The 12271-nt window shown below is 66.6% G+C and carries 11 protein-coding genes and 1 pseudogene; 1 reads left to right on the top strand and 11 read right to left on the bottom strand.

Annotated elements, in window-relative coordinates:
• Entirely contained in the window at positions 1-1011 is a 1011-nt protein-coding gene (locus Q4G50_RS09250) for a GIY-YIG nuclease family protein (protein ID WP_303377373.1), read from the top strand.
• Here Q4G50_RS09250 and xerD read toward each other — a convergent pair whose 3' ends face one another.
• The 11 genes and pseudogenes from xerD to Q4G50_RS09195 all read right to left on the bottom strand — a co-directional run.
• On the bottom strand, positions 1012-1896 hold the full coding sequence (gene xerD, locus Q4G50_RS09245) for a site-specific tyrosine recombinase XerD (protein WP_303377372.1): 885 nt from the start codon (positions 1894-1896) through the stop codon (positions 1012-1014). It lies immediately after the preceding gene.
• On the bottom strand, positions 1893-2540 hold the full coding sequence (locus Q4G50_RS09240) for an NUDIX hydrolase (RefSeq protein ID WP_303377371.1): 648 nt from the start codon (positions 2538-2540) through the stop codon (positions 1893-1895). Before Q4G50_RS09240 ends, xerD begins: the two co-directional genes overlap by 4 nt.
• Positions 2541-2545: 5 nt before the next feature.
• On the bottom strand, positions 2546-4114 hold the full coding sequence (locus Q4G50_RS09235) for a CTP synthase (protein WP_303377370.1): 1569 nt from the start codon (positions 4112-4114) through the stop codon (positions 2546-2548).
• A gap of 135 nt (positions 4115-4249) precedes the next feature.
• On the bottom strand, positions 4250-5161 hold the full coding sequence (locus tag Q4G50_RS09230) for a copper transporter (protein WP_303377369.1): 912 nt from the start codon (positions 5159-5161) through the stop codon (positions 4250-4252).
• Between the two features lie 13 nt (positions 5162-5174).
• Positions 5175-6359 carry a putative cytokinetic ring protein SteA gene (steA, locus tag Q4G50_RS09225; RefSeq protein ID WP_303377368.1) on the bottom strand — a complete coding sequence of 395 codons (1185 nt, stop codon included), beginning with the start codon at positions 6357-6359 and terminating at the stop codon, positions 5175-5177.
• A gap of 26 nt (positions 6360-6385) precedes the next feature.
• A complete protein-coding gene (recN, locus tag Q4G50_RS09220) occupies positions 6386-8110 on the bottom strand; it encodes a DNA repair protein RecN (RefSeq protein WP_303377367.1) in 1725 nt (574 codons plus the stop codon).
• 5 nt (positions 8111-8115) lie between these two features.
• Positions 8116-9036, bottom strand: a complete 921-nt coding sequence (locus tag Q4G50_RS09215; RefSeq protein WP_303377366.1) for an NAD kinase — start codon at positions 9034-9036, stop codon at positions 8116-8118.
• Entirely contained in the window at positions 9033-9857 is an 825-nt protein-coding gene (locus tag Q4G50_RS09210) for a TlyA family RNA methyltransferase (RefSeq protein WP_303377365.1), read from the bottom strand. The genes Q4G50_RS09215 and Q4G50_RS09210 overlap by 4 nt, the downstream gene beginning before the upstream one ends.
• Positions 9857-10015: a hypothetical protein gene (locus Q4G50_RS09205; RefSeq protein ID WP_303377364.1), complete on the bottom strand. Its 159-nt coding sequence runs from the start codon at positions 10013-10015 to the stop codon at positions 9857-9859. Before Q4G50_RS09205 ends, Q4G50_RS09210 begins: the two co-directional genes overlap by 1 nt.
• 6 nt (positions 10016-10021) lie before the next feature.
• Entirely contained in the window at positions 10022-11005 is a 984-nt protein-coding gene (locus tag Q4G50_RS09200) for an HAD-IIA family hydrolase (RefSeq protein ID WP_303377363.1), read from the bottom strand.
• 11 nt (positions 11006-11016) lie between these two features.
• Positions 11017-11826, bottom strand: a pseudogene (locus Q4G50_RS09195) (hypothetical protein); the annotation flags it as partial.
• Positions 11827-12271: the final 445 nt, after the last annotated feature.

The following is a 12271-nucleotide window of genomic DNA, read 5'->3' as shown; positions in this document are numbered from 1 at the left end:
GTGAGAAAGGACAATACCCTGACTTCCTCTGCTTCCCGCCGGTGGGCGGTCCACGGGCTCACCACCATCAACGCCATCCTGGCCGAAGAAGAATGCTGCGGGATTTATGTCCTCGAGTTCGACAACGGTGAGTTCTACGTCGGTCAGGCACGCGATGTTCGCAAACGCTTCGCTAATCACTGTTGGGACACCTCGCACCACCCTGCGTGGACCGACATCACTCACGTCTCGTTCACGCCCTATCCTCGAGACGAACTTCACGTGAAAGAGGCTGCACTCATCCGTCAGTTTCAAAGAGACGATAAGAAGCTCCGAAACAGGAGCCTCAATCTTTACCATGACCAACCGTCACCATTGGATGCGTTCATCCCGCCGCAGGATCAGTTCCATTGGGCGGACTCCGAGTTCCTCGATCGGGAAACCACGCTAGTATCTGCCGACGAGCTCGACCGCACCATCGCAAAGCTACCTCCTGGGTCGTCGAGAATGACCCAGCTCCCGGCCTACGAACCCTGCCTGCGCGACATAGCTACTTTCGTTGATCTGGTGATTCCCGATCCGCTGAGCACCGTCGAGAAATATTGGACAATCTCCGATACACCCTCCACTAATGGCGGCCGCTACTACACGATCAATGTGGGAGTGCTGGAAATGCTGCGCTGCCTGCAAGATGTCGAGGTATGCAGTGTGCTCAACACATTTCCCTGGCCGGAATTGGAGAACTCTGAATCCGGCGATGTCTATGAATGGGCCTACGACGGCCCAGATAGCTTGACCGTCCACACCTGGAACTTCACGTACCCCAAAGCCGAGGTGACTTTCGTGGAGTACGAGACTGGCCGTCTCCGCGACGTCCTGGAAACCGATCCTCAGGTGCTCCAATCGGCCCGCGCCCTTGCGGTGGCACTTATGCGCACGGGCACCGCGGGCATATTCCGTCGCTGGCACTCCCAGGAGCTTACTCGCGAGGCCCTCACCAAGCTGTGGGAGGAACGCACAGCAAAAGAATGATCACGCCCGTGGGTGCGCCTCCCGCCACACCTGACGCAGGTTCTCGGCGGTGACGTGGGTGTAGATCTGGGTGGTGGTCACCGAGGAGTGTCCAAGGAGTTCCTGGACGACGCGGACGTCGGCGCCGCCTTCGAGCAGGTGGGTGGCGTAGGAGTGGCGAAGTGTGTGCGGGGAGATGTCTTTGTCCAGGCCCGCGCGGGCCGCGGAGTTCTTGAGGATGCCCCAAGCGCTTTGCCGCGACAGCGCTCCCCCTCGGGTGTTGAGCAGCAGGGCGTGGGACTTTCCGCGCGCGAGTGCGGGGCGCCCGCGGACGAGGTAAGCGTCGACCGCCTCCAGGGCTTTCGATCCGACAGGCACGATGCGCTGTTTGTTGCCTTTGCCGGTGATGCGGAGGATGCCCTCGCAGTCGCTGAGATCGTCAACGGCCAGCGACAGTACCTCGCTGATACGGGCCCCGGTGCCGTAAAGCATTTCGAGCAGCGCTTTATCGCGCAGGTCAAGGGGATCGGTGGTGGGGATGGCGTCGAGAAGCTGGGTGACCTCGTCGATGCTCAAGGTGTCGGGTAGGTGCCGGCCGGTGGATGGCGGGGAGACATCGGCCGCGACGTCCACTCCCACCGCCCCCTCCTGGACGGCGAATTTGTGCAGGCCGCGGGCGACGACGAGGGCGCGTCCCGCGGAGCTGGCCGCCAGGCCGGAGCGTCGCAGATCGGCGACGTAGGCCTCCACGTCGGCGGTGGCCACCTCTCCCAGTGAACTCCGTCCGGCATCCTCCAGCCAGTCGAGGTAGCGGTCCAGGTCGCGTCGATAGTTGCTCAATGTGTTGGCGGACAGGCCACGTTCCACTGCCAGGTGGTCGAGCCAGGTCTGGGCGAAATCCCTCACGTCATCTTCTTCAGATCCGGGCCCTCACGGCGCGTGGCGAGTGACGTCGGTCGCCACGGGAAGGGAGCGTCGACGCTGCGGGGTTCCGCCCGCCCGGCGAGCACCTCGGAGGCAGACAACAACCCGGAGATGGCGATGGAGTTGATGATCTCACCTCGCAGGATCATCGCGCGCGCCTCCTCAAGCGGGAACCACGACAGGGTCATGTCGGCCTCTTCGTGTTCGACTTCCCCCCGGTCGACGTCGGAAAGCTCGCGGGCTAAGAACACGCGGACGGTTTCCTCGCAGAAGCCGGGTGAGGTGACCAGGTCGCAGAGCACCTCCCACCGCTTCGCCGCCAGCCCCGCCTCCTCGGCGAGTTCGCGCTGGGCGGTGGTGATCTCGGCTTCCCCGGCGGCGTCGAGAAGCCCGGCCGGCAGCTCCCACAACCTGGCTTTCACGCTGTGCCGGTACTGGCGCACGAGCGCGACCTGGCCCTCGCGGACGGCGACGACAGCGACGGCGCCGAAGTGCTCGACGATCTCCCGGCGACCGGTCCCACCGCCGGGCATGGCCAGGGTGTCGCGGCGCACGGCGATAATCGGTGACTCGAGCAACAGCTCGGAGTGGAGGATGTCGAATTCGTGGATTCCAGGCTCGCTCATGTCCCCTAATCTAGCGCCGCAGCCACCAATCCGATGAACAGTGGGTGGGCGCGCGTGGGCCGGGAGGCGTACTCGGGGTGCGCCTGGGTGGCCACGAGAAAACGGTGCTCCGGATACTCGACGAATTCGACCAGTTGCCCATCCGGCGAGGTCCCGGAAAAGACCAGGCCGGAACCCACGGTGATGGCATCGCGGTAGGCGTTGTTAACTTCGTAACGGTGGCGGTGGCGTTCGCTGATGTCAGTCGTTCCATAGAGCTTCTCGACGACCGACCCCGCCGCCAGCCGCGCCGGATACGCGCCGAGGCGCATCGTGCCGCCCAGCTCGGCGATGTCCTTTTGATCTTCCATGACGGCGATGACCGGGGTGTCGGTGTCCGGGTCTACTTCCGTCGAGTTGGCTCCCGTCAACCCGGCGGTACGGGCGGCCTCAATGACCACGGCCTGCAAGCCCAGGCAGATGCCCAGCAGCGGGATATCGTTTTCCCGGCAGTGGCGGACGGTGTCGATCTTGCCCTCGACACCGCGGGACCCGAAGCCGCCGGGGATGATGACGGCGTCGATGCCCTCCAGGTCCGGGTTCTCGGCAGAGATCCACTTGATGCGTGTGGCTACTCGATGATGGAATCCTGCGGCATGCACAGCCTCGACGACAGAGAGGTAGGCGTCCGGCAGGTCGGTGTACTTGCCGACGATGCCCACCGTGACCTCGCCTTCCGGGTTGCGCACGCGTGTGAGCAGGTCATCCCAGGTGCGGGAATCAGGTTCGGCTGCGGGCAGGCCGAGGAGGTCGATGAGGAAAGAATCCAGGCCCTGCTCGTGCAGGACACCCGGGATGTCGTAGATGCTGGGTGCGTCTGCGCAGGAAATCACGCCCTGCTTCTCGACGTCGCACATCAGGGCAATCTTCCCCTTCAGCCCGGCCGGGACCTCCCGGTCACAGCGCAAGACGATGGAGTCCGGCTGGATGCCGATGGAGCGCAGCGTGGCCACCGAATGCTGGGTGGGCTTGGTCTTCAGCTCACCCGAAGGTGCCAGCCAGGGCACCAGCGAGACGTGGATGAAGGCGATGTTGCGACGGCCGACGACGTGCCGCAGCTGGCGGGCGGCCTCGAGGAAAGGCAGGGACTCGATATCACCGACGGTGCCGCCGATCTCGGTGATGACCACGTCGATGTCGTCCCCGCCGGCATCCACGATCCGGTCGCGGATCTCATCGGTGATGTGCGGAATGACCTGGACCGTTTTGCCCAGGTAGCCGCCCTGTCGTTCGCGGGCGATGACCTCGGAGTACACCGCGCCAGTGGTGACATTCGCCATGCGGCTAAGGTTCCGGTCCAGGAAACGTTCGTAGTGGCCGAGGTCGAGGTCCGTCTCGGCTCCGTCCTCGGTGACGAAGACCTCGCCATGCTCAAAGGGGTTCATGGTGCCGGGGTCGACGTTGAGGTAGGGGTCGAGCTTCTGCATGGTGACCCGCAACCCCCGGTCCGTGAGCAGGCGTCCCAGGCTGGCGGCGGTCAGCCCCTTACCGAGAGAGGAGACGACTCCTCCGGTGACAATGATGTGTTGGCTCATGGACCACCAGAATATCCTATCTATCGACAGATAGGAATCAACTGGCCCGCCACAGGCATATCACCCAATGGATAGGTCGAGTAGACCCCGCCCCGGACAGGCGGCCTACTCGACCTATCTATGAGGAGATATAGCTTAGGGCGCCGGGCTGGCTGCCTCTGCGGACTCGGCGGAGCCGTAGGCCCCCACCTCGCCCTCAAGCTGCTCGCGGACTGCCAGGACCGTCGCCATGCGGCCTACGGCCCGGTCGACGGAATCGACGGTGGACACACCCGTCTCCCCCGCGCGCAGCAGACCGACCGCGCCGGTGTCGGCGGCGGTGTGGATGCGCCCGGCGAGGACCGTGCCGTTGCCGCGGCCATCGAGGGCCTCGACGAAATCAGCCAGGGTGCGCGAGGACAAGCCTTCGGAAGCGTCGCCGGTGACCACCACGATGACCTGGGCGGGGAGGATCGTGCCGTCCTCGTAGTCGAGAAGCTCGGCCTCCCGCAGCGCACGCAGCAGCAGACCGCGCTCCTCGGAGGTGGCCTGCTCCTCGCCGCTCTCCGCATTCAGCAGCAGCACGGAGCCGAGCGCCTCCCCGGCGTGGACACCGGGATCGAGGCGGTCCTCGGAGAGCTGCGCGCCGGCGGGCAGGGTGTTCGCCACGATGGATTTGAGCTGGTCGGCGCCCTCGGCACCCAGGAAGGACTCGTGCAAGGTGATGGTGCCAGCGTCGATGGCGGCGGCGTCGGCAAGCAGGGACTGCACGCCTGCCACGTCTTCCTCAACGGCGTCCGCGGTGCGGATCACCAGGACGGGGCGATCTGCGAGGGTGTCAGCAACGGCAGAGCTCGACAGCTCCGCGATGACACTGTCAGCGGATGCCGCCTGCGCCTCCGCGATCTCGGCGCGTTCATTGGTTTCGGGCTCCGCCGGAGCGGAATCCGGGCCATCAGGCATGTTCGGGGCGATGACGAGCGTGCCTAGGGCCACACCCGCGGCCACGCCAAAGCCGAGGCCGCCGATGAGCCAGCCGGCCCGTCCGGAAGAGTTACGTCGTGCCATGTGTGTCACTCCCCTACTGGAACCAGCCCTGGAAGGTCAGCGCGATGCTGTTCCAGGTGTTGATGAGGTTATCGGTGAAGCTGCCGCCGCCGGTCAACCCGACGATGAGGACGATGGCGGCGATCGCCACCAGGATGCCGAGGATCGCCCACAGCCACGCCAGGCCCTTCCCGGAGCTCACGGTGTAGAGATCGGTGATGGCTCCGGCGTCGACGAGGCGACGGCCGAGCTTGGCCCGCGTGAGCATCGCGGTCGGGGTGGCCTCGGGTTCGTTGGAGAACACGCCATCCAGGTCGAAATGGCTGCCAGCGCTGACGATGATCTGCGCGCCGTGGAAGTCGGCGAGCAGCAGCGCCAGGTCGGTGGCCGAATCCGTGGCAGACGGGAAAGTCATCGCGCCGACGCCGAGGTCCTGGATGCGCTCCAGGCCGGCGGCGTGGCCGTCGGGATCGGCGGGCAGGACGACGCGCGCGCCGCTGCGCAGGGTGTCCGCCCCGATGCCGGCCGGGTTGCCGACGATGAGATCCGGCTTATAGCCCAACTCCAGGAGTGTGTCGGCGGCGGCGTCGACACCGATGATGACCGGGTCGTATTCGCGGATGAAGTTGCGCAACAGCTTCACCTCATTGCGGTGGTCTGGCCCGGGGCTGACGACGAGCGCCTTACGCCCCGCGATCTCGGCGCCGGTGTCGGGGATCCCGAGGCCGTCGATAAGCAGCGGCCCCTCGGAGTGGATGAACTGGATGGTATTGCCGAAGAACGCCTCCATGTGGTCGACCAGCGACTGCTGCGCATCAGCGAAGGTGGCCTCCACGTCAGCAGCGCTAACCACCTGCCCCGCACCGATCTTGCGTTCCCCGAGGTGGATGACACCGTCGTCGGTAATACGGGCCTTCTTGCCGTCCTTGAGGGCGGCGCCGAGTTCGGGGCCGGTGTCCTCGATGAGCAGGACCTCGGATTCCAGCAGCATGTGCGGGCCGAAGTTCGGGACCGCGCCGGTGGAGAAGCGGGACATGTTGATGACGGCGGCGGGGCGGGCGTCGATAAGCGCCTGTGCTTCGCGACGCGAAATGTCGGCAGTATCAATCACGGCGATGTCACCGGCGCGCAGGCGACGTGCGCCTTTGCCCCCGGCAGTGCAGTCGCGGAGGGCGCCCTGCAGACCGGGCAGGTCGGCGGTGCGGGAGAACAGACTCATGTGGCCATTGTGACGGCCGGGGCCCGTCAGGTGGTGAAGGCGCGCCGTTCCTGCGCGGCCCGTTCCAGCAGCTCGGCCGCATGCGCCCGACCGGTGTCCGTGTCGTCCAGTCCGGCGAGCATCCGCGCCAGCTCCTCGACGCGTTCCTGCGGGCTCAAGGTGAGCACGCCCGAGGTCACCGTGTCGTCGCCGACATTCTTCGCGACGTGCAGGTGTGTGTCAGCGTAGGCCGCCACCTGCGGCAGATGCGTCACGACGATGACCTGGTTGTCCAGAGCCAATCGAGCCAGGCGCCGCCCGATCTCCACGGCAGCGCGCCCGCCCACCCCGGCGTCGACTTCATCGAAGACCAGCGTCGCACCCTGCGTCCCAGCGGAGAGAATGACCTCCAGCGCCAGCATGACGCGAGAGAGCTCACCACCGGAAGCGCTGGAAGCCAGGGGGCGTGGTTCGGTACCCGAGTTGGGGGCGAGCATGAGTTCCACCTCATCGGCACCTTCCCGCCCCGGCTCAATGCTGCGGACATCGACTGCCAACCGGGCTTTGGCCATGGCCAGACCCTGCAGCTCGGCGGTGACCTGCTCGGCCAGGGTCGCGGCCGCAGTGCGGCGGGCGGCGCTGAGCTTCTTCGCAGCAGCCTTCATTTTCTTTTCGGCCGCGGCGACCTGCTTCTTCAGCTCGTCGAGGGCCTCGGAGGAGATGTCGATCCGCGCGAGGCGCTTGCGGGCCTTGTCGCGCCAGGCCAGCACACCGTCGATGTCCGGGGCATATTTGCGGGTGAGCATTTTGAGCTGTTGCTGGCGCTGTAGCGACTCCTCCAGCAGAGAGGGATCGGCGGGCAGATCGGAGAGGAAACCGCCCAACTCCGCGGCGATGTCACCGAGCTGGCTGGTGATGGCGGCCAGTCGCTCCCCCAGCTCGCGCAGGTCGGTGTCCTCGGAAGCGCTGAGGGCGGCTTCAGCGCGGCCCAGCAACGTAGAGGCCGGGTCCTCCTCCGCGTAGCCACCCAGGGCCTCCGGGCCGTCGATGGCGGCCAGCGCGGTGGTGGCCTCTTCGCGGAGTGTGTCCACGTCCTGAAGGCGACGGATCGAGGTGAGTAGCTCCGCATCCTCGCCGGGTTCTGGTTCGACCGCGTCGATCTCATCGAGGGCGAACTGCAGGCGGTCGATCTCCTGGGCGAGTTCGCGGCGGGACTCGGTACGCGCGCGCAGGTCCTTGGCCAGATCGCGCCAGGCCCGCCACGCCTGCCGGTAGGTGTCCAACAGCGGCGCGATGGCCGGGTCAAAGCGGTCTAGTGCCGCCAGCTGCTGCTCGGGCGCGAGCAGGCGCAGCTGATCGTTTTGGCCGTGAATCGTCAGCAGGGGTGCCGTGAATTCCGCGAGCGTTGCCGCCGGGACGGAGCGTCCCCCCAGATGCGCGCGGGAACGCCCAGCCGCGGAGACCGTACGGGAGGCGATAAACTCGCCGTTCTCATCGGGAGTGCCGCCGGCGGCGTCGACAAGCTCGGCGACCTGGGAGGCCGTATCAGTGGGCAGCGCGGAGGTCACAAAACGTCCCTCGACGACGGCCTGCTGCGCCCCGGAGCGCACCCGGGAGGCGTCGGCGCGCCCGCCGGCCAGCAGACGCAGGCCGGTGACCACCATGGTCTTTCCGGCACCGGTCTCACCGGTGAGCACGGTCAACCCCTCAGACAGTTCCGCGGAGGCCGAGGGGATGACACCGAGGTTCTCGATGGCGATATCAGCGAGCATGAAACCTATTTCTGCTGGGTACGCGGGCCGCGCCACCCGGAGACCGGCAGGCGCAGCTTGGTCACCAGGCGGTCGGTGAAGGTGGAGTCATCCAGACGCACCCAGCGCACCGGGCGGGCACCGCGGACCACCTCGACCCGCGAACCGGGAGGCATGGGGATGGGGCGGAACCCATCCATGACGGCCATCGCCGGGGAGGCATCGGGGTTGGATTCCACCGCGACCGTCGAATGCGGTGACACCACCAGCGGCTTGGTAAACAGGGCATGAGCGTTATTCGGCACCACCAGGATGGCATCGAGCTCCGGCCACAGCACCGGCCCGCCCGCTGAGAAAGCGTAGGCGGTGGACCCGGTCGGAGTGGAGATGAGTACGCCGTCGCATCCGAAGGAGGAGACGGGCCGACCGTCGACCTCGAGGATGGCATCCAGCACGCCGCGGCGGTTGAGGTTCTCTACGCTGACCTCGTTGAGCGCCCAGCCGCGGCCGATGACCTCCAGGTCATTGTCCAACACCGTGACGTCGACGGTCATGCGGTCCTCGACGCGGTAGGTGCGGTCGATGACGCGCTGGATCGCGGCGTCGAGGGACTCGGCCTCCCACTCGGCGAGGAAGCCGACGTGGCCCAGGTTGATGCCGAGCACCGGCACGTCGACGGCATGTGCCAGATCGGCGGCACGCAGGAAAGTACCATCGCCACCGAGGACGAGCACCAGCTCACAGCCCTCCGCGGCGTCGGCAGTATGGGTGACGCGCTGCAGCGGCGAGAGGATCGCGCTGCCCTCCAGCGGGCGGCCATCCTGGTGGACGAGGACGCGGACGGTGATGCCCGCGGCGTCGAGAAGCTCGGCGGTCCGCTCGGCGGCCGAAAGATTCTTACTGCGCCCGGTGTGCGGGACCAGCAGCACCTCACGTTGCTCAGTCACTGCGGACCCTCCTGCACTGCCTCGACGATCATGTTCTCCAGCTGATCGGGATCCGGGGCGCTGGCGCCACCGTCCTTGATCAGCCACAGAAAGTATTCTACGTTCCCGCTCGGGCCCGGCAGCGGAGAGGCCACCACCCCGCGGCAACTCAAGCCTAAGGTGGCGGCGAACTCGGCGACCTCGCGGGTAACTTCAGTCCGCAGCTGCGGACTGCGCACCACCCCACCCGAGCCGAGCCGGTCCTTGCCCACCTCGAACTGCGGCTTGACCATGGGCAGCAGATCAGCGCCCTCGCGCAGGCAATCGACGATCGCGGGCAGGGTCAGCCGCAGGGAAATGAAAGATAGGTCGCCGACCATCATGTCGCAAAGGCCGCCGGTCTGCTCGGGCGTGATAGTGCGGACATTGGTGCGGTCGAGCACGCGGACGCGCGGATCATTCTGCAGCCGCCAGATGAGCTGGCCGTAGCCGACGTCGGCGGCGACGACCTCGGCGGCGTCCCGGCGCAACAGCACGTCCGTGAAACCGCCGGTCGAGGCGCCGGCATCGAGGACCTTCTTGCCGGCCACGGCAAGGCCCTGCGGCTCGAAGGCCTCCAGCGCGCCCAAGAGCTTGTGGGCCCCGCGCGAGGCCCAGTCCTCCTCGGCGGCCTCCTCGACGCGGATGGAGACCTCCGGTTCGACGACCGTGGCCGGTTTGAGCGCCGGGAACCCTCCGACGTGCACCCGGCCTGCCTTGATCATGTCCACCGCCTGTTCGCGGGAGCGGGCGATCTTGCGGCGGACCAGCTCAGCGTCCAGCCGCCTGCGCGAAGGCGCCATCAGTGTCCCTCCTGGAGAGCGCGCTGCAGCACGGAATGCGCGCGGGTGAGTTGATCCGCCTCCTCGGGCAGACTTGCGGGGGTTTCAGCGAGGATGTCGGCCAATTGCTTCTCGACGTCCTCCGGTCGCGCCCGCACCAGATCGCCGGGGGTGATCACCGCAGGTCACCACCATTGGGCGACGACGCGGGCGGCGTCCTCACTGATCGGGCGAATAAGGTCTGCGGGGCGTTTCATCGACCACGCCACCTCGAGCACCGTGCGCAGCGCCTGAATGGAGGTGGAATCCGGGTTACCGCGCTCGAGCAGGATGTCATTGCCGTCGACACGGGCGGTGAAACCGCCTTGGGCGCCGGGGCGCAAGGTGGCGGGATCCTCGTTGAGGGCGCGCATATCCTCGGCGATATATGTCGGGCGCTGCTCCTTCACGGCCTCCAGAAGGGCGATGTGCCCGGACACACCGGTGAGAACATGCAGGGAAGGCATGCCGGCGGCATTGGCGCCCTCGATGTCGGTGTCGAGGCGATCGCCGACGGTCAAAGGCGCCTGCGCGCCGACCCGCTGCGCCGCGGTGACAAACATCGCGCCCTGCGGCTTACCGGCCGAGAGCGGGGTCACTCCGGTAGCAGAAACCACGGCCGCGACCATGGAACCATTGCCCACGAGCAGACCGCGCGGGTCCGGGAGGGTAGTGTCCAGATTGGAGGCAACGTAGGTGGAGCCAGCCCGAATGGCCAGAGCAGCCTCGGAGAGCACCGCCCAGGTCGCCTCCGGGTCCAGGCCCTGCAGCACCGCCTTGGGGTGCTCGTCCGCCGAATCGACGACACGGTAGCCAGCCGCGCTGGCCAGCTCCTTGAAGGACGGAGTACCCACCACGTAGACCGGGTCGCCCGGCTGCAGGTGCTCCGCAGCCAGGTCGATGGCGGCCTGAGCGGCGGTGACCACATCAGTGTCGCTGGCGTTGAGACCAATCGCCTGCAGCTTCTCGGCGACGACCTGCGGGGCACGCATGGCGTTGTTGGTGATGTAGACGGCCGGCAGTCCGGCGGCAGTGATGGTGTCCACCGCGCCGTCAATGGCGCGTCCCCCTTCCCAGACGGTGCCGTCGAGATCTAAGAGCAGGGCATCGTGGGCGCGCAGAAGACTCATGGTGCCCAAGCTTACAGCGCCTGCAGACGCTCGGCGGCGTCGAGCAGGTCCTCCTCGTCGATCTTGTCCGCGTGAGCGAACCACTCCTTCGCCTCATCGACCCGGCCCGCCGCGGCCAGCGCATCGGCGTAGGCGTAGGACAGGCGGGCGTTGATGCTGCCAGAAGAGGAAAGATCAGGGTTGAGACGCTGCAGAGTCACCACAGCGCTCTCGGGCTGGTTCATATCCAGCCGCGCACCGGCGATGACGATACCCAGCTCCACCGCTCCCTCGCGATCCAGCTGACGGGCCTCCTCGGAGCGCCCCATCTCCACGGCCTTCTCCGGGCGGCCGAGGCCACGCTCACAGTCCGCCATGACGGCCATGAAGCCGGGTCCCCCGGACATACGGCGGGCGGCCCGCAACTCGGACAGAGCCTCACGCCACTCACCGGCACGGTAGGCGGCGATGCCGTTGGTTTCACGGGCGACAGCCACGCGGCCCGCCCGATCCTTCGCAGCGCGAGCGTGACGCAGCGCCAACTTCGGATCATCTTCCATCAGCGTGGCCGCCATAAACATATGCTTGGCCACCGCGTCAGCGTTGTCCTTGCTCAGGACCTTCAGGTCCTGGAGCACCAGCGGATCCAGATCGTGGATGTCAATGTCATCCGGCAGGTCCGGTTCCGTCATCCGCTTGTTGAGGCGTTCCTCGCGGAAGCCCGAGCGTTGCGGGGCGGAACGGTTGTGGGAGGACCGCTCGGCGCCGGCGCGCTGTGCGTGTCGACGCTCCCCTCCCGGACGTCCCCGTCGCTCCTCCCGGTTGCCTGCTTCTCGACGATCGCGCCACTCACCGTCGCGTCCCCCTCCCCGCTCATCACGGCGGCGCGGGCCGCCGCGCTGCGGGCGGCCCCCACGGGGATTGTTCTGGTGGTCACGGTTCGGGCGATCAGACATGAAGCCATTTTCCACCATCGGAGGCAATAAGAACAATCCGAGGCTAAAAAGGAACTGCGAGGTGGGGCGACTTGCGGGCGTGGTACGGCGCAAATCGCTCAAGTAACTACCTTCGGGAACAGACAAGGAAAAAGTCACTAGCAGGATACAATCCCTATCCCCAATTGCACTACGACATCTTCGACAGCTGGTGAAGTAACCGGACAATACCTGCATTGACAGGTGCCAGTAGTCGGCGATTCTAAGATGCTGCCAGGACTTCGATCGGGCAATGTCTGGAATCGGGAATGCGAGCGCCCCAGTGCGACGGTGTGTCGTTCTGGGGCGCTCG

This window comes from Corynebacterium sp. (genome assembly GCF_030538285.1).
Classification (GTDB): domain Bacteria; phylum Actinomycetota; class Actinomycetes; order Mycobacteriales; family Mycobacteriaceae; genus Corynebacterium.
The sequence above is the reverse complement of the archived record's forward strand: the minus strand, read 5'-3'. Positions and strand labels throughout refer to the sequence as shown.

Excerpts from the sequence above, each read along its gene's own strand:
- Q4G50_RS09240 (WP_303377371.1), bottom strand. The coding sequence starts at position 2,540 with ATGAGCGAGCCTGGAATCCACGAATTCGACATCCTCCACTCCGAGCTG.
- Q4G50_RS09235 (WP_303377370.1), bottom strand. The coding sequence starts at position 4,114 with ATGAGCCAACACATCATTGTCACCGGAGGAGTCGTCTCCTCTCTCGGT.
- Q4G50_RS09230 (WP_303377369.1), bottom strand. The coding sequence starts at position 5,161 with ATGGCACGACGTAACTCTTCCGGACGGGCCGGCTGGCTCATCGGCGGC.
- steA (WP_303377368.1), bottom strand. The coding sequence starts at position 6,359 with ATGAGTCTGTTCTCCCGCACCGCCGACCTGCCCGGTCTGCAGGGCGCC.
- recN (WP_303377367.1), bottom strand. The coding sequence starts at position 8,110 with ATGCTCGCTGATATCGCCATCGAGAACCTCGGTGTCATCCCCTCGGCC.
- Q4G50_RS09210 (WP_303377365.1), bottom strand. The coding sequence starts at position 9,857 with ATGGCGCCTTCGCGCAGGCGGCTGGACGCTGAGCTGGTCCGCCGCAAG.
- Q4G50_RS09200 (WP_303377363.1), bottom strand. The coding sequence starts at position 11,005 with ATGAGTCTTCTGCGCGCCCACGATGCCCTGCTCTTAGATCTCGACGGC.